This window comes from Bacillus sp. SA1-12 (assembly GCF_000981385.1).
GTDB lineage: Bacteria > Bacillota > Bacilli > Bacillales > Bacillaceae > Metabacillus.
Window position 1 is genome coordinate 1 of sequence record NZ_LATZ01000114.1, and the last position, 22,363, is coordinate 22,363.

The following is a 22,363-nucleotide window of genomic DNA, read 5'->3' on the forward strand; positions in this document are numbered from 1 at the left end:
TTTTTGTTTCTGCTTTGACAGCTTCTTTTATAAACTTCCTCTTGTTTGCATTTGCTTTAACATGTGTAGAGTCTATAAAAACAACAGAAGGATCAACAAACCCTTTTTCTATTGCTTCATTAAGAATATGGTAAAAAATCTTCTCAAAAAGATCAGTGTCTTTAAATCGTCTCTCATAATTTTTACCGAAGGTGGAAAAGTGGGGAATCTTTTTATTGAAGTCAAAACCTAAAAACCAGCGATACGCAACGCTCGTATCAATCTCATCTATTGTTTTTCTCATTGATTTAATTCCGAATACATATTGAATAAAGACCATCTTTATTAACACAACAGGGTCGATACTTGGACGACCATTATCCAAACAATACAAATCTTCAACTAGGTCATAAATAAAACTAAAATCAATAGCGGCTTCAAGCTTTCGAACAAGATGATTAGCAGGAACTACTTCATCAAGTGCAATCATCGATATTTGATAACGACCTTCCATTGATTGTTTCGATAACATATATTTGCACCCCTCAAACCAACTTTACTTCTTTATTCGACAAAAAAAGCTTGTAGACCTGCCTGAATATCAGACTTTGTCTACAAGCTGAGAGCTAGTATATACTAGCTCTTTTTATGTTGGATAAATTTAGGAAGCATTAATAATTGATAAGCATTACAAACCTGTATTGGGATCAGCATAAGCAATAACCAATCATCTTCATTTACCCTTAATGCTGGAAACCATTCAATTGTTGTAACAACAACCATAAAAAACAAAGCAGGGACAAACGCCTCTTTATTCGTATCCGATCTTTTTATAAACGCAACAATAATGGCAACAATAAAGATATAACCCGCCATTAACAAATAAGGAAATATTGTTTCATGTGCCTCGGCAAATAGCTGGTAACGAAAATAAACTAAATCAAATAAAACAAAGGCGACTAATACAATTTGTGCTAAATTCCACCTAGATACTGAGCGGAAAATCCCTAATCCAAACCTATGTACAGTTAAATAAGCGAAAAAGCCCATTTGACTAATGACACTGAAAATAAGCCCAACTCCAAAAAGCCAAAATAAGATTGAAATGATCTCTTTAAAATCAAACCGAAGAAACAGTTCATTATATTCTGACCATTTTAACGCAAATCCAATAATACTTGTAGCGATTCCGCCAACAAGTAAAGTACTTAGAAATAAACGAACCCAATTTCGACTATTCACTCCACTATCCTCCATCATGTTACTCCTATTGATTTTACCAATCCTTCATTAAAATTGCCACATCATAAGCATTTTCCTCGTATAAATTCTCCTATCTAAATCAAAATATAAATAGTAAGTTGAGAAAAGAAAGGAGCTTGGATTAACATGAAGAGATACTCGCTCCTCATGATTATAGCAATGTTGATTTTTACTGTCATATCCGGGTGTGCTCCAAGGGAAGAATCCGCGGGACAGGTAGATTATGAAGAAACAAAGAAGATGGTTGTAGATATATTAAAAACAGATGATGGGAAAAAAGCCCTTCAAGAGGTAATGAAGGATGAGGAAATGAAACAAGTCCTTATAATGGACCAAAAAGTTGTTACCGATACAATTGAAAAAACCTTAACATCTGATAAAGGGGCAGAATTTTGGAAGAAGGTCTTTGAGGATCCTAAATTTGTTGAAACTTTTGCAAAAAGCTTGCAGGAAGAGCATGAAAAAGTTATTAAAGGGTTAATGACCGATCCTGAGTACCAAAAGCTCCTTATCGATCTTTTCCAAGATCCTGAACTAGAAAAAACCATGCAAACATCACTTAAAAGCCAAGAGTTCAGAAAGCATCTTCAAGATGTCATTACGGAAACCTTAAATAGCCCTTTATATAAAGCAAAAATTCAAGAAACTTTATTAAAGGCTGCAGAGGAAGCAGGAACTGGACAACAAAGCGGCGGCGGTCAGTCAGAACAGGGCGGCACCCAAGGTGAAAATGCAGGTGGCGGCGGACAGGAAGGCGGAAGCTAAAAGAGACTGTCTCAAAAGGGTCCAATCCTCAAAAACACCATCTATATAGGTGTTTTAAAGGATTGGCCTTTTGTTTTCCGAGACAGCCTCTTCCTTATGCTATACAGGTATAATATTTGTTATTTGCTCAGCAATTGATTGATAAATTTGACCTGTTGAATGGTCTTGTGCATACACAGATGGAGCAAAATCATCATCATTCCAATCAGGCTGCTGTAAAGGAATCTTCCCAATCAACGGTACTCTAAGCTCCTCAGCAAGCTTTTCTCCACCGCCGCGTCCAAACACATATTCTTTTTCTCCTGTTTTGGCACTTTCAAAATAAGCCATATTTTCAATTACTCCGACAATTTCATGGTCAGTCTGGATAGCCATCGCCCCGGCTCTAGCCGCAACAAATGCTGCCGTTGGATGTGGTGTTGAAACAATAATTTCTTTGCATGACGGGAGCATGGAATGCACATCTAATGCCACATCTCCAGTGCCTGGAGGTAAATCTAATAACAAATAGTCAAGCTCTCCCCATTCTACTTCATTGAAAAAGTTAGTAAGCATTTTACCTAACATTGGACCTCTCCAGATAACCGGTGCATTATCTTCAACAAAAAAGCCCATAGAAATGACCTTTACCCCAAATCGTTCAACAGGAATTATTTTTTCTCCCCGCACAACCGGTCTTTTTGTAATCCCCATCATGTCTGGTACACTAAAGCCGTATATGTCAGCATCAATTAAACCAACCTTTTTCCCTAAACGGGCGAGGGCAACAGCTAAGTTAACGGAAACAGTTGATTTCCCAACCCCTCCTTTTCCACTTGCAATTGCCAAAAAGACCGTTTTCCTTCCTGGTGACAACAGGGAATTAGATTGAGCAGAAGACTCTTCATAAAAAGCAGCTATCGTTTCTTGCGGAAGCTCATGGAAACGAAGCCCTACAGATTCTGCCCCTGCTTCCTTTACTTTTGCAACAATTTGCTGCTGTAATTGAAGCTGTTCCGCCGTATTTGTTTTTGAAATTCCTACCTTTACGCTAACATGAGATTTTTCTTGTTTAATGGTGATTTCTTCTATTGCATTTAGCTCTTCTAACGATTTATGTAAAAAAGGATCTTGTAGTTGTCCGATTATTTTTCGTAATTCTTCTTCATGCAGCATGTTTACCACCCTTTTTGATTTCGTTTACATCAGTATAACATACTTGCCAAAAAGGGAAGTTTTATAAGCACTTAATTATTTATTCAGGTGGGTCTTTTTCATTTGAAAAATATCTTAAAATACCAGTGTAGATCGATGCTGCAATTTTTTCTTGGTACTTATCTGTAGCAAGAAGCTTTTCCTCCTCTGGGTTTGATAAAAATCCAACCTCAACAAGAGCACCTGGTTTTTCAGCTTTTTTAAGCAGATAAATCCCGTCAATTGGCTTGGCTAGACGTTCGGTATTTTCAAGATTTCTCCGAAGCTCATCTTGAATAAATTTTGCCACATGTTCATTTTCAATAAATTTACCATGATAAAAGGTTTGTGCACCGCTCCATCTTGCTGAGGGAATCGCATTTAAATGGATACTTAAGAATAGATCAGCGTCAGAATGATTGATTATTTTCACCCGCTTCTTTAAATCCTCTGCTTTTCTTCTGCTGTACCCCTTTGTATCTTCATCAGCAAGGTCTATATCCTTTTCTCGTGTTAATAAAACGAGTGCACCTTGTTCTTGTAAATATTCTCTTACCTTTAGAGAAATACTCAAGGAAATGTCCTTCTCTAAAGATGAGCTGCCAACTGCTCCTCCATCCGGTCCTCCATGTCCTGGGTCAAGGTAAATAATCTTCCCCGTTAAGGGTAGGTTCCAAGATTCCCACGAATTATTATTGTTAAATTGCCATTGGAATAAAATTAGCAACAAGACAAATCCTGCTATAAAGCCAAATAACTTTATTTTTTTATTCATATTATTCCCTCCTGCTCGTCCTCTCTTCAATATATGGGACAATTAGGAGGAATATGATAATGAAAGTACAAGACAACAACTGTTAATGAAGCCTTAATTTATAACGTTTCTCACCTTTAATAAAGCCTTGTTTCCACCAGGACTGTATAAAATATTCACAAGCAAAATAAATTTCATCAAATGAGATGTCCTTTTCATTCATTTTTCCCCAGTTTGTAAAGTAATCAAAAAGATCATCAATTAATTGTCTTTCCTCTGATTGGCATCTGCGATTTGCCGACTGCATGGATTCCCCATAATAACCAAATCGGCTATATTTTGCTCCTAATAAAAATGCTTCTATTGCAAAATCGATACAGCCATCTTCAATGATTGACCTTTTAACCTTTCCAGCAAAGCTTCCAAAACAAGCTTCAATTCCACTCTTTATCTCTGATAAAGAAAGCTCTCTTAGCATTTTCTTCTCATATTTCAACTCTTTTTGGTGTCTTTTTTGCTTTAAAGAGATAATATCATTCATTATAGAAGCCTCCCTTATCTGTATTGTTTAACCTGCTTTCTTTATCATTCGTGAGATCTCTTGCCAATTTACCATTCTATTTAATAACTTATATCTCCCTTGGAACAGGAATATAGATAAATAAAGCGGTTTTCAAGGAGGGATATAATGGTCATTCATGTGATCCAATATGGGGAAACACTGTGGTCGATCGCCAAGCGTTATGGTGTTACCATTCAGCAAATTGCTTCTGTAAATGAGTTGGAAAATCAGAATCAACTTGTCGCCGGTTTAGCACTTGTCATCCCAACCCCATATCAAACCCATACCATCCGGTTTGGAGAAACATTATGGTTGATCGCCAGACGTTATGGAATAACCGTTCAGGAAATAGTTCAGGCAAATCAATTAATTGAACCTTCACTCATTTATCCAGGAACTATTTTAAGGATTCCGGCAAAAAGCCATACGGTTCGAATTGGGGAATCTCTATGGCAAATCGCTCAAAATTACGGTACAACTGTCCAAGAAATACTGAGAATTAACCAAATAGAACAGCCAAATTTGATTTATCCAGGAACTGTTTTAACCATTCCGGCTTCAAAGACTGTCATTGATGTGAACGCCTATACCATCAACACAGGTGAGACCGGGGCAAGTGAGATTCGAGAAGCAGGAAAATTTTTAACCTATTCATCCCCCTTCGTCTACATCATGAGAGAAGATGGGGGCTTAGCGTCTATAAACGATGACGCCATTATTACAGCCTCCTTTGACGATAGAGCTGTCCCTATGATGTGCATAACAAACTTTACCCATCGGGATCCGGGGTCCAAACTGGCACGAACCATTCTTTCTAACATTGACATTCAGGACAGATTGCTAACAAATGTTTTAACAACGATGCGCGAGAAGGGTTATCTTGGTTTAAACGTTGATTTTGAAAATGTATATCCCGAGGACCGTGAATTATACAATCAATTTTTACGACGTACCGTTGACCGTCTCCACCCTGCAGGATTTTTTGTGTCAACAGCACTCGCACCAAAAACAAGCACTAAGCAAAAAGGATTATTATATGAAGCACATGATTATCTAGCACATGCCAAAATTGTCGATTTTGTCATTTTAATGACCTATGAATGGGGATATAGACTCGGTCCTCCTCAGGCAATTTCGCCTCTTAACCAAATAAGGCGAGTCCTGGATTATGCCGTTTCCGTTATTCCACGCAACAAGATTTTTATGGGCTTTCAGATTTATGCTCGTGACTGGCTGCTTCCCCATGTACAAGGACAGGAGGCAGAAACATTTAGTGAGCAGGAAGCGGTACGCAGAGCACTTCTATATGGGACAGTCATTCAATATGATCCAGTGTCACAAACACCATTTTTTCGCTATATTGACGAGCAAGGACGCAGTCATGAAGTTTGGTTTGAAGATGCACGAAGCGCTCAGGCCAAATTTGATATCGTAAAGGAATACAGACTTCGTGGTATCAGTTATTGGGTACTCGGTTATCCATATCCCCAAAACTGGACCCTGCTAGAAGACAACTTTTCCATTCGAAAAATACTCTAGTTGGAAGGTGGGATGAAAATGAATACGCATGACCTCAACAGCATGCATTATTTTTACACGAAAATACAAGAAACGAATCATCCTTATTATTGGTACAGTTTAGCTGATACTCAAGCAAGAGCCGGTTTGACAAGCGAGGCTTTGCAAACAATCCATCAAGCCTTATCTTACCCAACTCCTTACGAGCAGCAGTTCAAAGACATGAGGGCAAGTCTTGACCGCTCCGTAAATCCGACTAAACCTTCTGTTGTGGCAGCAAAACGAGGATTTATTGATGGTGACCGGATAAAAGACAATGTCATGCTTACCGCTAATAAAACTCCTGACAGCCCATTTTGGAAAAATATCACTTTGGTTGTGCAAAACGGAAGAACACAGCAATATGAGCAAATCTCTTTAAAAAATAACAGCGGATACAATCCTACCCTTTTCCTTGGAGATGTTACAGGTAACAAAACAGATGATATTTTAGTGGTTATTGATACAGGTGGAAGCGGCGGAGCCATTTATGCCTATGTATTTTCCTATCTCAATGGAAAGCTCAGAGAAATTTTTAATTCCGATGCCTTCAATGACACGTATAAATATGAAGTGCGGTATGAAAATCAATATCAAGCAGCTGTAACAAGCTACCATCTTCAGAAAAAGTATATTGTTGATCTTACCTACAAGGGCAAGGAATATTTATCTGAGATTTATACAAAAAATGGGGTTTTAAAGGAACCAATTGAAGGGTGGGTAAATCCGTTATCCGGATTATATCCTATTGATTTTAATAGGGATGGTACATACGAACTTGTAGCGTATCAGCGGATTGCAGGGAGATACAATGCGGATTCACTGGGGTTTGTACAGACCGTATTAAAATGGAACGGCCATGCTTTTGTCCCTGACCGGCAAAGCGTGTCTATTTCGGGCGGACAAATTTAGATAAAAAGGGCTGACTCTTATTTGAGACAGCCCCTCCTTTCTTCCATTTACTTTGCTAAGCTTGCCACTTCTCCAGGAGATAATGCCCCTTCATAAATTCGTAATTCATCCATTAATCCCTTATATGGCTGATCCCACCAGTTAACACCTAAGCTAAAATTAGCATCAGTTGTAGTGAATATATTTGGGAAGTTCGTTCCTGCAAACGTTTGTTCCCCATTAACATAAACCGTGATTGTACCGTTGTCTACCGTAAATGCCAAATGTGACCAATCGCCTTGCTTAATTGTCATTCCTGCAGCAGCATCATACCATCTGGCACTTCCTGACCAAACCATTGTATTTCCGTTTGCTGGTCCGTTTGGGACAAGACTTACCCAGTTATTGGTGTCCCGTGCTCCAAAGAAGGTCGTCGTAAAGGTCGTTAATTGCTCAGGCTTTAACCAAAGCGATACCGAATAGGTGTTGCTAGAAATTATCCCATTCGGCAAGCGGATACCTGATTCTCCGTTAAACACTGCAGCCTTGCCGCTTTTACCGTCAGTATATGTTATCGTACCGCCTGTATTATCGATTCGATTTCCTGTAATCGTACCATCTCCGAACGTATTATTGCCATCAGCGATGTTATTTTCAAATTCATAATGTGCCGTTAATCCAGCCTCTTGGTATGGCAATACCGTAATCGTAAAGGTTTTTGTTTTCGTTACTTCATCTTTTGTAATGATTGCGGTCAGTTCAGCTGATAATGAACTTGTCCCAGCTTCTGGTCGAGTAATTTCTCCTTTCTCTGAGACAACGTCAGGATCGGAGGTCTCCCATGAAATGGCGGTATGACGAGTACCTTCAATAGGAAGAGTCAAGTTGGAAATAACCTTATCAGTGTCACCGAGATCTAAATCTTCATAAACAGAGTCTACAATCTCTTGGTCTGTTTTATCTTGAAGCTTGCTCCCCCACACTGAAACTCCTTCTTTTGATATCGCTGTAAATGTCATCACATAGCGTTCAGTTGTCGGATCCCATTGACGAATGAACACTCCATCATACGTCTCACCCTCAATCGTAAGCTCCGCTTGGTTGTGGCTTGTTTTTTTCCAAGCACCTTGAAGATCACCAGAGACCGTATTGTCCTTATTTAAGCGAATAAATACAGATTTATGGATCGTTGATGACGTGTCTTTTTCATGGTTAATAAATTTATATTCACCTATAATATCCTGTCTGTTCACTTGATCAAGTGTTTCACCCGAATAGCGGTAAGGGGCAGCAACAGGCCAGCCATCTTCATTCATGAACAGTTGGTGGATACGAAGCTCATGCATCTCCCCTGTTTCTGGGAAACGTGTATGGAAAACTAAAAACTTTTGATTGGTTTCCTGATCGTAATAAACAGAATTATGTCCCGGCGCAAGATAACCGTATCCTAGTCCATTACCTGGATCTCCTACTTTTCTTTCAAAAAGGAAATTTCCCATAAGTTTTAGTCCATATGGTGAATGATCAACATTCCCTGGTAATACTGCATTTTGTCCTTTTGGATCTAAGTATGGGCCATCCGGATTTTTTGATCTAAATACTCTTATATTATAGCCACCGTCTGCACCGAGCCAGCCGTAGGATACATACAGGTAATAGTAGTCTGTATTCTTGTCATAAATGACATAAGGTCCTTCTCCAGACTTTGTATATCCCCCTGAAATTTTTGTTCCAAAATAACGGTCAATGAGTCTGCCGTCCTTAGTTTCTCCATCCTTCCCTGGATAGATAACTTGTCCTGTCGCTTTATCAACTTCAAGAGCGAAAATTCCCCCTGACCACGAGCCATATGTCATCCATAGCTTGCCATTCTCATCATAAAACAAGTTAGCATCGATGGCATTTGGATAAGTAGCATTTTCATAAGATCCGTCACTATTAAACCATGCTTCATTCGGACCTGTTACTTTTCCGTTATCAATCAGCTTTTTAATATTTGTATTTGTCCACTTCTTATTTACTTTACTATTGGCATCATATGACTCTTCTTCCGTAAATCCTGAATAGATAATGGTATCGACATATTTATACGGTCCCTCGATATCCTTTGCCACGGCATAACCAATGGCAGATCGGATATAAGTAGAAGAAGCGCTGTAATAAATCATATAAGCACCTTTTGTGCCATCCTCATTCACGTAGTCCTTGTTCCAAAACACATCAGGAGCCCAAACAGCAAAACCTCCCTTACTGTCAGAATCATTTTCACCAGCCCAAGTAAAGGATCCCGCTAAATTTTTTGATAAATCTCCATAAAGCGCATTTCCTGGTGTTTTATAGCCATTTGTAAATTTTGACCAACTTATTAAATCCTTCGATTTTGCTGCGTCAATATGAGATCCAAACACATAATAAGTATCTCCATCTTTTACAATAGAAGGATCATGGACAGATACATTTTGGAAATTTGGTTCCTTACCTTGAGGATCAAGGTTTGGCTTATTACTATTATCACTTGGCTTACTTGTTGATTTATCGGCCCCTATTCCAATAACAACAGTCGGTATGATTAATACAAGCATTAACAAACCAAATGCCATTCTCCGTTTCCAGCTTTTAAACATGCTATTTTTCTCCTCTCTTTTTTAAAAATGTAAACGTAACCATTTAAGTGCGTGTTATTAAAACCGCTATATAATCGTTACTAAACGATATATAGTTATCTCCCGTTCTGTGTAAAGATCATGTATAATGCCTAACTTGTTGTATGAAACGTCTTTAGAATAGATCTACTATTTAACTAGATTGAGTTTAAGTCAATAATGATGGGCAATAATATGAAGCATGAATATTGCCATCTATGTTGATGAGCTTTGAAGATTGTAGTTGTAAGCTAGTTTAATAATAAACGCAAATCCCCTCCTTCCGAAAAAATCCATTTCATAAATCGTTAGCGCTCTCAAACAACTATTTGTTAATATATTTATTAACAACTTAATAATAATATGAAATATATCATTCATCAAGTGTGACATTTTTACTATTTTGTTTATATCGTTCACCTTTTTGTTAATCTGTTAAAAAAATCTACTTTATATTTCGGCTCTAAATCAACGAGCTATCAAATAGTTCAATAAAAAAACTCCCAACCCAATCGTTGAGAGCTTTTTTCGAATTTAGATTATCTATGTGCTCATTACTAAAAATCACTTAAAATATCATAGTAACCCTAAAGTACATCCTGAAATATTAAGGAACAATTACATCTGTTTCGATCAAACGCGGATGAATCTTTTTTGCTTTCGCATAGGTTTCATCTGTGTTCACTTTATAAACATGGAGTTTTAACCCAGCGTCTTTGATTTTTTTGGCCGATTCTTCATCGATATTATGAATGGATGTTGTATAAATAGCATTATTGTATTTCTTTAATTCTTGAATATCGGCTTCTGCATTCGTCAAAGCATTTCCTAAAAATGTCACAGTTGCATCTGGATACCATTTGTTAAATTGGTCTCTGATACTTTGATTACTTAGGACAAAGAATGAATGATTTAATACGTTAGCTTTTTTAGCCTCTTTCATAAGTCCATCTACAAATTCCTTGTCTTCCCATTTTCCTTTTGAACCGTCAAAATTAATGCCGAGTCTGTATTTATAAGCTTCTTCTAATACTTCATTAAGTGTTGGAACCTTATAGCTTGTCACATTTCCGTCTTTATCTTCAATTGCAAAGCTTTGAATTTCTTCCAATGTTAACTCTTCAACTTTTCCAGAGCCGGTTGTTGTACGATCAATAGTTAGATCATGCATTAATACATAATGACCGTCTTTTGTTTTTTGGACATCAATTTCAACAAAACCATATCCTAATAATCCAGCCTGCGTAATCGACTCCAATGTGTTTTCAGGAGCAGCCACCTGTGCACCGCGGTGAGCACTTAACTCCATTTTGTTACTTTGCAGCCAGTTATCATCCGGCTCTGCTCTTACAGCATGTCCAAAAAATCCAAATGTGACAAAAAACATACACAATGTAGCAAGCAACATGAATCGCCTCTTCTTCACTTTTTCTTCACTCCTATTGTATGATTATGTACACCTTTACATTACCTAGCTGTTGTAAACAGGAGATTAATTTCTTATTACATTTTTAAAAATTTTAAGCATTCTTTAAAAAAACACGTGTGTACTTTATTTTAGGTTTTACGAAATAATGAGAGAAGCCAATCAAGACTTCCTTTAGGTTTTTGAATTGCCTTTTCCAACCGTTCATTAAATTCATTTTGTGAGCGCCATTCATCTTGCTGTTCTTTGCGCAAATTTTGTATTTCTCTTTGGAGCAATTCATTTTTTTCTTTTTCTTGATGGAGCAATTCTTCGTAATAGTTCTTTTGTTGTTCGGTGAGTTTTTCAATTTTCGCATGGGTTTTTTGTGATGAATTTCCAATACTTGAGCTTATCACATGGTGATCTTGCTGGAGACGGGCAACCGTTGTTTTAAGCTGAGTCATATCGTTTGTCAGTTGGGTATTCATTTCACGTGTCGCTGCGAGTTCATTCCCCAAAAATAGCAAGAACTCTTTTAATTGATTGGGATCGTAGGGTACGTTTTCAAATGTATCTGGTACCGCTATCTCTGTATCACTGGATCCTGTTAATTTTTCCTTTTGTTGATCCACTAAGTCCTTCGCTGTTTCATCAAGGGGCTTGTCTGAATCTCGTAACGCTATAAGCGCTTCAATATCGGATTGAACAAAAATACGCCGATCGCCATCTTTTAAAAACTCATATCCATTTCGCTCTAAGATTTGACCATATTTCCGGACTGTGGGTGTTGCAATTCCAACTTCTTCTGCCACTTCCTTAGAAGAGTAGGCACGTTCATTTGATTGAATATCATTTCGCATAGTGAATCTCCTTTTCTTTTGAGATGAAGGTTTAAATGTATTTCAACGTTATATCGCCCTGCGATACGATACCATCTCTTATACCGTACCTCCTTTTCTGTTAAATTTAAAGGTCTTTTGATCATTTTGCGTTATATCGCCCTGCGATACAAAGCAAAAAAAAGCCGCTCAACCTCTTTCTTATGAATTTTACCAAAAGATTCCCCGCTTTTGGTCTAGTTTATCTCGATGTCTTTTTGTATTTCTTATAAAACTGCTTTGATTATGATGTGTTGGACATAAATCGCTTTGTTAGATCACTCAATATATCGGGCGTATTGCCAATCTCTTTATATATTTCGTAGTAAAATTCATTTATTGTAGTTAGGACTGTAAAAAATTCTCTTAAATTTATTCCTCATATTTAAATAGGCTGCGAGGAATGATCTACATGAATTATATCCAGTGAAAAAAAGAAAACCGGGGAATGATATTAAGTGGTGAAAATGGATAGTGGACAAATAAGAACCTAATTTAAAGTTGTTAAAACGTACAGATGATTAAATTAAGGGAATTTTCCAAACATAAAAAAGACCCCCTGCCAATTTGGTTGAGAGCCTCCGAACATGTAAATGTTTTGAGAACTGCGGTGCACGACGAGCGCTTTTTAGACCTTATTTTTTAAAACCTTGAATTCTATAAAAGCTAATCAAAGTTCTTGTATATTAAATCGTTTTTTAATCCTTTCTAATTGTACTTCTACTTCAGATTGATCCTGGGGATATTTTTCAAGATAACCTAGACAATCTTCTTTTAAATATCTAAAGAAAGTAGGATAATCTAAAATAATTTCTTCGTCTTCCTCTACTGCAGGGCGATCAAAGTAATAAGCTATTCCTTCTTTTCCAAAATAATCTTCTTCCCACTCTTCATAGTAGTCAGCAAACAAGAATCTCGCATATTCAGTACCATATCCTTCACCTTTTGCATAACTTTTTAAGATTCTTAAAAAGTTACTGTCCCCCATATGGTGATAGAAGTATTTTATTAACTTTCTCTCCTTATCCTCCACGATGGTTCAACTCCTTATATCCAAGATAGGGAAGAAATTAGTCACTTCTCCTGATTCATCAATAAAACCTTTAAATTGGAGCCCATTAGAGGAGACTCCTGTAATCTCTCTTCCATCAACCGTACCATTTTTCATTGCTTCTTCTCCCCATTTTATCATCTGTTCATCTGAAATGATGTTAGGATCGTAAACTGTTTTTGGATGGGAAACTTTCTTTAACTCTCCGGGTATAATCTTTCCTTCCATATCCTTTTTAGGAAAGCCATATTCTATTTCATACACACCTTCGATAGATGGATGTTTTCGTTTTGAAATAATACATTCATCTATATCCCAGCCTTGATCTTTAAATGCCTTTTCGAAATTTTTAAGATTATGCCCGCCAACGATCCCCTTACCTTTTTTCCTGACAACATCTATTACTTCCACTAAATGTTTTTCATATCCTGATTTGAACGTAATATTATTACTCGGTTCCTCTGTTTCCTTAGAATCATCATCTTTACTATTATCGTTTGTTTTCTGATTATCCTCTTCCTGGTTTGCTTTCTTTCCAGAAGAATTCTGATCATCGTTTTTATTGTGATTATTTTTCTTACCAGTGAACATCTCCAGGATCTTCTTCAAATAGGGTTTTATTGTTGAAGAAACAGAGTCTCCCAGTTTTACAAGGGCTTTCCCAAAGGGAATTCGATTTAACAGTGCACCAATTCCCATTGCCAGAACCGTTTCAGGCGTAAGTAATTTTTTAGGATTACGGATAATATCTGCGATCTGACTACCACCTGCTGCTATTCCGATTCCAGTCGATACGGCACCTATTGCCGACCAGAATCCTAATAACGGGAACATTAAAGCAAATGCTCCAAGGACAATCAAGCTTTTTTCTAATCCTGACAGACCCTTCCACCAGTTTTGCAGTTTATCAAATAAACAGGCAAAACATGCCTCTTGGCCATTGGCTGTCATTCCCCAGCCATATAGAAGCATAGATGTGAACAATACCAAAAAGACAACGATTAAAGCTTTGTAGGAATGCTGAATGTTTGCTTTTATGCCTGGTAAAAGTTCCCTGGCTTCTGTTTTACCGTGTAATAATGTATATCCCAGTTCTCTCCGTTCCCGATAAAATAGCAGCAAGTATCCAAAACGCTGTCTATCCACAAAAGCATATCTGAATAGATTCCACAATTCAGAAACGGGATTGATCATAATTTCCTCATCCAGCACGGGAAGCTTTTCTCTCACCCGGTTTATTTCCCAATAATCGATGAGTAACGCAGCACCAAGCATCATTAAAAATAACGGTTTTGCGGCATAGCCGCTTCCTAATAAATCATGAATTCCTGTTAACCAATCCGGAGCATTATAACCGGCATTCCATATTGCATGATCAAAAATAGCCCAAACTAATAGGATACTAGGAAAAATAAATACAGATCGTTTTAATTTACTTTTATACCTTACTGTTAACCCGATTCCTAACGTTACCATTGCAGTTAACACGGAATGTCCAGCAGACATTTTGTCAGGCAAAAAACCCTCTTCAAAGTATCCTGGAAATAAGCTGAAAAAGTCCCAATGAAGCACTTTTCCTCCAAGTAGCGTGACACCATAGCTATCTCCAGAAACCAATCGGCGAGTGGTTTCCTCCATAAATTGGAACCCTGCCCCCGTTGCCGCGCCAATAAGAGCATAATCACTTAAACTTAATACAGAAGCACGTCGTGATAAAAATAGATAAACTCCAAGGGGGATCAATTTTAACACTTCTTCAGCAATGGGGGTTAAAAATGATTGACTCCATATATCTTGTTCTCTGCCACCGAAAATAGCTGTAATGGTACTGACAATAAAAGAATTCAACGGGACAATTAACCATGCTCCCGCCAAAAAGAAATAGGTGTACTTCTTCCAAGTTAACGTTTTACTTCTGCTGAGCAGCCAAAATTGTAAAATGACGTAAAATGACCACAAAAACTGGACAAACATTTTTCTGGAGTCTTCCATAAAGATTAAGCTGAGTACGAGAGCACATAACGATATCCATGAAAAAATTGTAAAGACACGTAAAATGAATGGATGTTTGTGAATCCATTCATTCCAAACCTGGATAACAGACTCGAGCTTCTTCCTTAAACTCACTCTAAATTTTTCAACATGACTCGTCATATTGCATCACTCCGATGCACTATTATTTTCATGCAGCATGATTCAAATAAAAATGTACGTTAATAACCGCCGCTTACAATTTCATACTATACTCGAACACCTCAATAATTAGAATAGGACGAATTTTCCAAATATTTATAAGAACAGTACCTTATTCCTATATAAAAGAACATAAACCAATAATGAGAATTGCAACTAATATTTAGGGAGAATTTGACTAGTAAAAAATAGAACTTTTTAATGAAAAATATCCTTTACTTGTATGATAAAGTAAAATATTAGAAAAACAACTCGAAGGATGTGGTATCTTGAGGTTACATGTAAAAATTTCGTTTGTTGTTATTTGCTGTTTCATGTTTTTACTGCCAAATTCAATCTTTGCTCAAGAAGTATTACACAAAGGAAGTCAAGGACAAGCAGTTTATAGCTTGCAAGAGAGTTTAAAGAAAATGGGTTACTTTACTGGTCAACCGACAGGGTATTATGGTTCTATTACAGATCAAGCAGTAAGACAATTTCAACTGGATACTAGCCTATTATCAGATGGAGTCGTTGGATTTCAGACATACGAAAAATTGAATAGTATAGATATGATGGCAAGAGTTGTTCATGGAGAAGCTCGTGGTGAGACATATGAGGGGAAAGTAGCTGTAGCTGCTGTTATTATGAACCGAATGTCAACGCCAGGCTTTCCTAAAAATACATACGATGTTATTTTTCAGACGAATGCTTTTACAGCGGTACATGACGGTCAATATAATTTGACCCCTAATAGCTATTCTTATCAAGCAGTAATTGATGCTTTAAAAGGCTGGGATCCTACATACGGTTCGGTATATTATTATAATCCAACGATAGCAACAGATGATTGGATCTTCACAAGGGATACAGTACTTAGAATAGGAAACCACTTATTTGCAAAATAAAGGCTGACCGCTCACTGCTTAAAAGGGTCAGGCATATACTGCCTGGCCTATGTATGTACGGCGGTTCCCTTTATATCTTATTTTAAGATACTATGACTATGATTAATTAGCACCTTTGTTTATTGTATTGCGATTATGATCATTAGGCTGCTTTAGTAGCTTTCTTCGAATGCTGTTCAATTTTTGAAACCAATGCCCAAAGTATTAAACCAATAATAAGGAAGCCAACATTCATGCCAATGACTCCTCCCCATCCAAATATTGACCAAAATACCCCCCCTAATGTTCCTCCTACACTTGAGCCAGAATAGTAAAGAAATAAATATAATGAAGCGGCTTGTGCTTTGTTTTGTGTAGCAAGTTGTCCAACCCAGCTGCTTGCAATCGAATGACCTCCAAAGAATCCATAGGTAAACAGTCCCAACCCAAGTATTTTAATAGATAAATTGGAATCTAAAGTCAAACATACTCCGATTAATGCAACTAATAAGTTTAGGAATAATATTTTTTGCTTACCATGGACTTCTACCAGTTTTCCTGTCCAAACAGAGCTAAACATTCCAATGATCATAATAAAAAATAGCCAACTTACAAATGTTTGACTTAGTGAATAAGGCTTTCCAATTAATACGTAAGCGATATAATTGAACAACGCTACATTACACCCTAAAAGTAAAAATCCCAAGATAAATAAACAAATTAGGGATGGATCTTTTAGATGATCAATTAATGATTTACTTAATTCTCTAATTTCTAATTGACGTGCTTTGAAATTTTGCGAAGGCGGTAAACTACGCCAAAAAATCAGGGTGGCAGCTAAGCTTATGATCCCAATTACCCCTATCGCTATGTGCCATCCAAAATAGTCGCTCAACACCCCCGAGAAAACTCTGCCAAAAACAGCACCAATTGAATTCCCACATATATATAACCCCATAGCCGTTCCAAGACTTTTAGACTCTATTTCTTCTCCAAGATAAGCCATTGCAATTGAGGGCAGACCCGCCAATAAAACTCCTTCAATAGTTCGTAATGCCAGTAGAAAATGAAAATTAGGACTGAACGCTGTCAAAATACAAAACACAGAAGCGGCAAACATGGAAATAACCATGATAGACTTGCGTCCCCAAACCTCTGACAAAGAACCAATAATTAGCATGCTTATAGCAAGTACCATTGTTGTGATTGAGAGCGACAGGCTAGCTGTAGTTGGTGTAATATTGAATTCTCTTGTGAATTCTGGCATTAAAGGCTGTACGCAGTAAAGGATAGCGAATGTATTGAAACCAGCGGAAAAAAAGGCAAAACTGGTTTTGCGAAAGAGCCGCGTACCTTGTTGAATGTAACTCATAGTATGATCACCCTAAAATTTATTTGGATTTTTTCTGAATGCATAATAAATTATCTCTTTCAGAAACATCCTCTTACGCTCCTGTTTTTTATACTACCACCGTTTTTTTATGTTGTATAATTCATTATAATAATGTTTTTAATGAATATATGTAATAAATAATACAGAAAGGAAGTGGTGTTAGAATGGAATGGCAACAGTTTGAATATTTCCAAACATTAGCACGAATGCAACACGTAACTCATGCGGCCGAAACTCTATCCATTACCCAATCAGCTCTTAGCCGCTCGATTGCCCGATTTGAGGAAGAAATCGGAGTGCCTTTATTTGAACGTCAAGGACGTTCTATTAGATTAAATAAATATGGTCATATCTTTTTAAAGTATGTAGATAATATGATGAAGGAATTCGATGAGGGGAAACAAGTAATTAAGGGTTTACTTGATCCAGATAATGGAGAAGTGTCTCTTGGGTTTCTGCACACTTTAAGTACAAGTCATATACCGGATCTGCTCGCTTCTTTTCGTAGCCATTATCCAAAAATTAATTTTCGGCTAGGACAAGGTCCCTCCCATAATCTTATTGATCAGCTGCAATTAGGAGAATTTGATCTATGTCTAATTGCTCCAATGGAGATGATTAAGTCTCCAATTGTATGGAGGCAGCTTTGGAATGAAGAACTTTTTGTTATTATCCCTAAAAATCATAAATACGCTAATCGAAAAAATATTACGTTAGAAGAAATTGCAGATGACTCTTTTATTCATTTAAAAGAAGGGTACTCCCTGCGTATCACCATCGAGCAATTGTTTAAAGAATTGGGAATTACACCTAGGATTACATTTGAAGGAGAAGAAGCAGACACCGTTGCAGCGCTCGTCGCTGCTGGACTTGGGATTTCCATTCTGCCGAATTTAAAAGGGACAGACCAAAGTAAAATATTACAAATACCTATCAAACGTCCAAAGTGCTATCGGACAATTGGAATTGCATGGGTGGAAGGAAGATATTTATCACCTGCAACTGAAAGATTTAAACAATTTGTTTTAGACTATTCCTAAGAATTAGAATAGGAATGGTCATTCTTTTAAGCTGAATTTTAATTCACAATATCCATATACAGTTAGCATGATCGACGTTCACAAAATGAAACAATGATCGAAACAGACTAGTAAGTTCAAAGACCGAAGAGAGGTTTTTCTAAAAATCTCTTCGGTCTTTTTATCTGTTTTTTGATCCCCCCTAAGAATAAGATGTTTTCTATTAATCCATGCTAATAAGAACAGTATTCATCTTTATCGTTTAGAAAAAAAAGAGAATGGGGTACTCACTTATGACGGGAATTCTTTTAGCCATCCTCGCAGCTGTTTCATGGGGCAGCATTGTATTTGTCAGTAACAAGCTTGGCGGTGACGAAGACAGTCAAACACTTGGAACAACAGTAGGTGCCTTGTTATTTGCTATTGCAGTGTATATTTATAAGATGCCTGGATTATCGACTGTTACCTGGGCAGTAGGTTTTGTTTCAGGCTTGTTTTGGTGTATTGGGCAAAAAAATCAGTTTGGAGCAGTTCGCTACTTAGGTGTTGCCAAAACAGCACCCATGTCGACAGGCCTGCAGCTGATTGGAACAACTTTTTTCGGCGTTTTTATTTTTAAGGAATGGCAAACAACCTCAAGTATTGTGATAGGACTCGCTGCACTTGCTTGTATTATTATTGGTGCCTTACTTACCTCATTCAATCAGGGGGATGAGAAAGGGCAGAAAACGAGTCGAAAAAAAGGATTACTTATCTTGCTCATATCGACTGTAGGCTATGTCACATATGTCATCTTAATTCGCTGGTTTAATATTGATGGCTGGGCTGCAATACTCCCCCAAGCAATTGGGATGGTTGCAGGTGCATTCTTTATTACGATGCGGGAGAAACCATACAATAAGTATGCTATTCGTAATATTTTGACAGGCCTTATCTGGAGTGCAGGAAATCTTGGACTTTTACTTGCGTTGCCTAAAATCGGTGTGGCAACAAGCTTTTCTCTCTCGCAAACTGGTATCGTCATTTCAACCATAGGCGGGCTCTTCTTTTTAAATGAACGTAAGAGTAAAAAACAGGTATGGATTGTTCTCTTGGGATGTTTGTTTATTATCATAGGCGGAGTTTTGTTAGGCCTTACAAAACGATAAAGGAGTGAATCGGGATGTATCCAAGCCTTGAAGGAAAAGTCGTAGTTATTACAGGTGGTGCAACCGGCCTTGGAAAGGCAATGGCTGAGAGATTCGGTGCTGAAAAAGCGAAAGTTGTCATTAACTATTTCAAAGAGGAGGAAGAAGTTAAAGCCATTATAAAAACCATTGAAGAATCTGGCGGGAGCGCAATTGCGATCCAAGGAGATGTCACTCAGGAAGAAGATATAAAAAGGATGATTAATCATGCTGTAAAGACGTACGGTTCATTGGACGTTATGGTTAATAATGCGGGTATTGAAAATGAAGTCCCTTCTGAAGATCTTTCACTCACTGATTGGAATAAGGTCATTTCGACAAACCTGACAGGCCAATTTTTAGGGTGTCGAGAAGCGATTCATTACATGCTTGATCATGATATAAAAGGCTCTATTATCAATATGTCGTCTGTTCATCAGGAAATCCCATGGCCTCATTTTGTCCATTATGCAGCAAGTAAAGGTGGAGTCAAGCTGATGACTGAAACACTTGCACTTGAATTTGCTCCACATGGAATTCGAGTGAATTGCATTGCTCCTGGTGCAATCGATACTCCGATCAATAAGGAAAAGTTTGAAGATCCTGAATTGAAGAAAGGTGTAATCGAACTTATTCCAATGGGGTATATCGGTAAACCTGAGGAAATAGCAGCATGTGCAGTATGGCTTGCTTCAAGTGAAGCCAGCTATGTCACCGGTCTGACCCTCTTTGCAGATGGCGGAATGACCCAATATCCCGGATTTCAGGCAGGAAAAGGTTAGGAGTTCGAAATGATTGATTGATGAGGCTAACTGTAGTTAGCTTCTTTTATTTGATTATTTTTCCGTTTTGCATTCCGAATCGAATAATCACCTATGCTCATTTACAAGTAAGATTAGAACATACAGATATTCAAGCAATAATGGATATCTATACTCATGTGACAAATACAGCAACAAAATATTATATATTTCTATAAATTTTTAAGGTATGGTATTTTGCAAATTAAAAACCCTTCCTCGGCAATCCGAGAAAGGGCTGTAACGTTGATATAAAGAATATTAACGTTTTGAGAACTGAGGTGCACGACGAGCGCCTTTAAGACCGTATTTTTTACGTTCTTTCATACGAGCGTCACGAGTTAATAAGCCTGCACGCTTAAGTGATGGGCGGTATTCTGGATCTGCTTCTAATAAAGCACGAGAGATACCGTGACGGATAGCGCCAGCTTGACCTGCATATCCACCACCTGAAACATTTACAAGTACATCGTAGTTTCCTGCAGTTTCAGTTAAGTTTAATGGTTGTTTAATATCTTCGATTAAAGCAGCTGATGGGATGTAATCTTTAATATCGCGATTATTTACAACGATACGGCCTTCGCCTGGAACTAGACGTACACGCGCTACTGAGCTTTTACGACGGCCAGTACCGTAATATTGAACCTGTGCCAAAATAATAACCTCCTTTTAAATTATCCGCGAAGTTCGTAAACTTCAGGTTGTTGTGCTTGGTGTGGATGTTCGCTACCAGCATATACATGTAATTTTTTAGCCATTTGACGACCTAATGAACCTTTTGGAAGCATTCCTTTGATTGCTAATTCAAGCATTTTCTCAGGATAGTTCGTACGCATTTCCAAAGCAGTTCTTGATTTTAAACCGCCAGGGAATTGGCTGTGACGGTAATAAATTTTGTCTGTTAATTTTTTACCTGTTAATTCGATTTTCTCAGCGTTGATGATGATCACGTGATCTCCAGTATCAACGTGTGGTGTGTAAGTTGGTTTATGCTTGCCACGTAGGATTGATGCAATTTCACTAGAAAGACGACCTAAAGTCTTGCCTTCAGCATCAACTACGTACCATTTGCGTTGGATATTTGCAGCGTTTGCCATAAACGTTGTACGCATGATTTTCCCTCCTGATTAATTAAATAAAATGTCTATTTCATAACACGATAAGTTTCCGGGGCTTATTCGTGGGGTTGAAATACATACCATCAAATATAATATAACTTATAGTACCTAATGTCAAGAAAATGTTACACCTGGTTTAGTTGTCATAATAAACTTTCCATAAATAGAGGCCATGCCCTGGTACTGTTTTGCCGCTCAGATTCCTATTTTTCCCTTCTATAATGGCGGGAATTTGAGCCGGGGCAGTTTCCCCTTGACCTACGTCCAATAACGTTCCAACTAAAATTCTGACCATATTGTAAAGAAATCCGCTTCCTTTAAAGCAAAAAATGAGTTCTGAATCTTCTTCAAGAAGTTCAATAGAATAAATGGTTCTTACTTTATCTTCAACCTCTGTTTTTGCTACACAGAAGCTCGTAAAGTCATGTGTCCCGCATAAATAGTTGCAAGCCTCTCTAATTGCGCTCAAATCAAGTTTATAAGGGAAATGATAGCTATAATTACGCTTAAACACATCGGCAATTTTTTGCTGGCTGATCCGATAACGATATTCCTTAGCTGTTGCATGAAACCTTGCATGGAAATTCGGCTGAACATAGCTGGCTTTTAAAAGAACAACATCATTCGGCAGCAGGCTGTTTAATGCATATGGCCATTTTTCTTCAGGTATGGTTAGATGGGTATCGAAATGCAGGACTTGTCCTAAAGCATGAACCCCTGCATCCGTCCTTCCTGATGCATGAACCTTAATAGCCTGTCCTTTATGAAGCTTACTCAAAGCCGCTTCGATTTCTCCCTGAACTGTTCTCTTATTTGGTTGTACCTGATATCCGCTAAATTGGGATCCATCATAAGAAACAATACATTTTACCCTCATCATTTTGC

21 protein-coding genes are annotated in these 22,363 nt (G+C 37.6%); 7 read left to right on the plus strand and 14 right to left on the minus strand.

The features are described from left to right. Positions 1 to 511 (minus strand): IS1182 family transposase (locus tag WQ54_RS18975; RefSeq protein WP_046586336.1); only part of this gene is annotated, 511 nt, incomplete at its 3' end. A gap of 104 nt (positions 512 to 615) precedes the next feature. Next, a complete protein-coding gene (locus WQ54_RS18980; protein ID WP_046586431.1) occupies positions 616 to 1,221 on the minus strand; it encodes a KinB-signaling pathway activation protein in 606 nt (201 codons plus the stop codon). A gap of 147 nt (positions 1,222 to 1,368) precedes the next feature. Here WQ54_RS18980 and gerD point away from each other — a divergent pair, with 147 nt between their 5' ends. Next, positions 1,369 to 2,007, plus strand: coding sequence for a spore germination lipoprotein GerD (gene gerD, locus WQ54_RS18985; protein ID WP_046586338.1), 639 nt, complete (start codon positions 1,369 to 1,371; stop codon positions 2,005 to 2,007). 99 nt (positions 2,008 to 2,106) lie between these two features. Here the strand turns inward: gerD and WQ54_RS18990 are convergent, their stop codons facing one another. The 3 genes from WQ54_RS18990 to WQ54_RS19000 form a co-directional block, all read right to left on the minus strand. Beyond that, positions 2,107 to 3,162, minus strand: coding sequence for an Mrp/NBP35 family ATP-binding protein (locus WQ54_RS18990; protein ID WP_046586340.1), 1,056 nt, complete (start codon positions 3,160 to 3,162; stop codon positions 2,107 to 2,109). 79 nt (positions 3,163 to 3,241) lie between these two features. Then, entirely contained in the window at positions 3,242 to 3,955 is a 714-nt protein-coding gene (cwlD, locus tag WQ54_RS18995; RefSeq protein ID WP_046586342.1) for an N-acetylmuramoyl-L-alanine amidase CwlD, read from the minus strand. A gap of 82 nt (positions 3,956 to 4,037) precedes the next feature. Further along, positions 4,038 to 4,475 (minus strand): DUF2521 family protein, encoded by a 438-nt coding sequence (locus tag WQ54_RS19000; RefSeq protein ID WP_046586345.1) that lies wholly within the window; start codon positions 4,473 to 4,475, stop codon positions 4,038 to 4,040. A gap of 147 nt (positions 4,476 to 4,622) precedes the next feature. Here WQ54_RS19000 and WQ54_RS19005 point away from each other — a divergent pair, with 147 nt between their 5' ends. Both WQ54_RS19005 and WQ54_RS19010 read left to right on the plus strand, forming a co-directional pair. Further along, positions 4,623 to 6,035, plus strand: a complete 1,413-nt coding sequence (locus WQ54_RS19005; RefSeq protein WP_046586346.1) for a LysM peptidoglycan-binding domain-containing protein — start codon at positions 4,623 to 4,625, stop codon at positions 6,033 to 6,035. Positions 6,036 to 6,236: 201 nt separating this feature from the next. Beyond that, positions 6,237 to 6,965, plus strand: coding sequence for a hypothetical protein (locus tag WQ54_RS19010; RefSeq protein ID WP_046586433.1), 729 nt, complete (start codon positions 6,237 to 6,239; stop codon positions 6,963 to 6,965). A 47-nt stretch (positions 6,966 to 7,012) separates the two neighbouring features. Here WQ54_RS19010 and WQ54_RS19015 read toward each other — a convergent pair whose 3' ends face one another. The 5 genes from WQ54_RS19015 to WQ54_RS19035 form a co-directional block, all read right to left on the minus strand. Continuing rightward, entirely contained in the window at positions 7,013 to 9,568 is a 2,556-nt protein-coding gene (locus WQ54_RS19015) for a LamG-like jellyroll fold domain-containing protein (protein ID WP_046586348.1), read from the minus strand. A 625-nt stretch (positions 9,569 to 10,193) separates the two neighbouring features. Further along, positions 10,194 to 11,012 (minus strand): glycerophosphodiester phosphodiesterase family protein, encoded by an 819-nt coding sequence (locus tag WQ54_RS19020; protein WP_156178022.1) that lies wholly within the window; start codon positions 11,010 to 11,012, stop codon positions 10,194 to 10,196. A 131-nt stretch (positions 11,013 to 11,143) separates the two neighbouring features. After that, the gene (locus tag WQ54_RS19025; protein ID WP_046586350.1) at positions 11,144 to 11,854 is read right to left on the minus strand and encodes a hypothetical protein; all 711 of its coding nucleotides are present in this window, start codon (positions 11,852 to 11,854) and stop codon (positions 11,144 to 11,146) included. Between the two features lie 688 nt (positions 11,855 to 12,542). After that, positions 12,543 to 12,905, minus strand: coding sequence for a ribonuclease toxin immunity protein CdiI (gene cdiI / locus WQ54_RS19030; protein WP_046586352.1), 363 nt, complete (start codon positions 12,903 to 12,905; stop codon positions 12,543 to 12,545). Between the two features lie 6 nt (positions 12,906 to 12,911). Continuing rightward, positions 12,912 to 15,077, minus strand: coding sequence for an EndoU domain-containing protein (locus tag WQ54_RS19035; protein WP_052737871.1), 2,166 nt, complete (start codon positions 15,075 to 15,077; stop codon positions 12,912 to 12,914). Between the two features lie 308 nt (positions 15,078 to 15,385). Between WQ54_RS19035 and WQ54_RS19040 the strand changes: the two genes are divergently transcribed. Further along, positions 15,386 to 16,003, plus strand: a complete 618-nt coding sequence (locus tag WQ54_RS19040) for a cell wall hydrolase (RefSeq protein ID WP_231597580.1) — start codon at positions 15,386 to 15,388, stop codon at positions 16,001 to 16,003. Positions 16,004 to 16,145: 142 nt separating this feature from the next. Here the strand turns inward: WQ54_RS19040 and WQ54_RS19045 are convergent, their stop codons facing one another. Beyond that, positions 16,146 to 17,354: an MFS transporter gene (locus WQ54_RS19045; protein ID WP_046586354.1), complete on the minus strand. Its 1,209-nt coding sequence runs from the start codon at positions 17,352 to 17,354 to the stop codon at positions 16,146 to 16,148. Between the two features lie 185 nt (positions 17,355 to 17,539). Between WQ54_RS19045 and WQ54_RS19050 the strand changes: the two genes are divergently transcribed. From WQ54_RS19050 to WQ54_RS19060, 3 genes are all read left to right on the plus strand, one after another. Beyond that, the gene (locus tag WQ54_RS19050) at positions 17,540 to 18,415 is read left to right on the plus strand and encodes a LysR family transcriptional regulator (protein WP_046586356.1); all 876 of its coding nucleotides are present in this window, start codon (positions 17,540 to 17,542) and stop codon (positions 18,413 to 18,415) included. Positions 18,416 to 18,687: 272 nt separating this feature from the next. Then, positions 18,688 to 19,542, plus strand: a complete 855-nt coding sequence (locus WQ54_RS19055) for a GRP family sugar transporter (RefSeq protein WP_046586358.1) — start codon at positions 18,688 to 18,690, stop codon at positions 19,540 to 19,542. A 14-nt stretch (positions 19,543 to 19,556) separates the two neighbouring features. Beyond that, positions 19,557 to 20,342, plus strand: a complete 786-nt coding sequence (locus WQ54_RS19060) for a glucose-1-dehydrogenase (protein WP_046586360.1) — start codon at positions 19,557 to 19,559, stop codon at positions 20,340 to 20,342. A 279-nt stretch (positions 20,343 to 20,621) separates the two neighbouring features. Here WQ54_RS19060 and rpsI read toward each other — a convergent pair whose 3' ends face one another. The 3 genes from rpsI to truA all read right to left on the minus strand — a co-directional run bounded on the left by rpsI (position 20,622) and on the right by truA (position 22,358). Then, entirely contained in the window at positions 20,622 to 21,014 is a 393-nt protein-coding gene (rpsI, locus tag WQ54_RS19065; protein ID WP_046586362.1) for a 30S ribosomal protein S9, read from the minus strand. Between the two features lie 20 nt (positions 21,015 to 21,034). After that, positions 21,035 to 21,472: a 50S ribosomal protein L13 gene (gene rplM / locus WQ54_RS19070; RefSeq protein ID WP_046586364.1), complete on the minus strand. Its 438-nt coding sequence runs from the start codon at positions 21,470 to 21,472 to the stop codon at positions 21,035 to 21,037. A 142-nt stretch (positions 21,473 to 21,614) separates the two neighbouring features. Further along, positions 21,615 to 22,358, minus strand: coding sequence for a tRNA pseudouridine(38-40) synthase TruA (truA, locus tag WQ54_RS19075; RefSeq protein ID WP_046586365.1), 744 nt, complete (start codon positions 22,356 to 22,358; stop codon positions 21,615 to 21,617). Between the last annotated feature and the right edge of the window lie 5 nt (positions 22,359 to 22,363).

What these genes read in the sequence shown, in the direction of transcription:
- gerD (WP_046586338.1), top strand. Translation starts at nt 1,369, where the DNA reads ATGAAGAGATACTCGCTCCTCATGATTATAGCAATGTTGATTTTTACT.
- WQ54_RS18990 (WP_046586340.1), bottom strand. Translation starts at nt 3,162, where the DNA reads ATGCTGCATGAAGAAGAATTACGAAAAATAATCGGACAACTACAAGAT.
- cwlD (WP_046586342.1), bottom strand. Translation starts at nt 3,955, where the DNA reads ATGAATAAAAAAATAAAGTTATTTGGCTTTATAGCAGGATTTGTCTTG.
- WQ54_RS19000 (WP_046586345.1), bottom strand. Translation starts at nt 4,475, where the DNA reads ATGAATGATATTATCTCTTTAAAGCAAAAAAGACACCAAAAAGAGTTG.
- WQ54_RS19005 (WP_046586346.1), top strand. Translation starts at nt 4,623, where the DNA reads ATGGTCATTCATGTGATCCAATATGGGGAAACACTGTGGTCGATCGCC.
- WQ54_RS19010 (WP_046586433.1), top strand. Translation starts at nt 6,237, where the DNA reads ATGAGGGCAAGTCTTGACCGCTCCGTAAATCCGACTAAACCTTCTGTT.
- WQ54_RS19015 (WP_046586348.1), bottom strand. Translation starts at nt 9,568, where the DNA reads ATGTTTAAAAGCTGGAAACGGAGAATGGCATTTGGTTTGTTAATGCTT.
- WQ54_RS19025 (WP_046586350.1), bottom strand. Translation starts at nt 11,854, where the DNA reads ATGCGAAATGATATTCAATCAAATGAACGTGCCTACTCTTCTAAGGAA.
- WQ54_RS19035 (WP_052737871.1), bottom strand. Translation starts at nt 15,077, where the DNA reads ATGACGAGTCATGTTGAAAAATTTAGAGTGAGTTTAAGGAAGAAGCTC.
- WQ54_RS19045 (WP_046586354.1), bottom strand. Translation starts at nt 17,354, where the DNA reads ATGAGTTACATTCAACAAGGTACGCGGCTCTTTCGCAAAACCAGTTTT.
- WQ54_RS19050 (WP_046586356.1), top strand. Translation starts at nt 17,540, where the DNA reads ATGGAATGGCAACAGTTTGAATATTTCCAAACATTAGCACGAATGCAA.
- WQ54_RS19055 (WP_046586358.1), top strand. Translation starts at nt 18,688, where the DNA reads ATGACGGGAATTCTTTTAGCCATCCTCGCAGCTGTTTCATGGGGCAGC.
- WQ54_RS19060 (WP_046586360.1), top strand. Translation starts at nt 19,557, where the DNA reads ATGTATCCAAGCCTTGAAGGAAAAGTCGTAGTTATTACAGGTGGTGCA.
- rplM (WP_046586364.1), bottom strand. Translation starts at nt 21,472, where the DNA reads ATGCGTACAACGTTTATGGCAAACGCTGCAAATATCCAACGCAAATGG.
- truA (WP_046586365.1), bottom strand. Translation starts at nt 22,358, where the DNA reads ATGATGAGGGTAAAATGTATTGTTTCTTATGATGGATCCCAATTTAGC.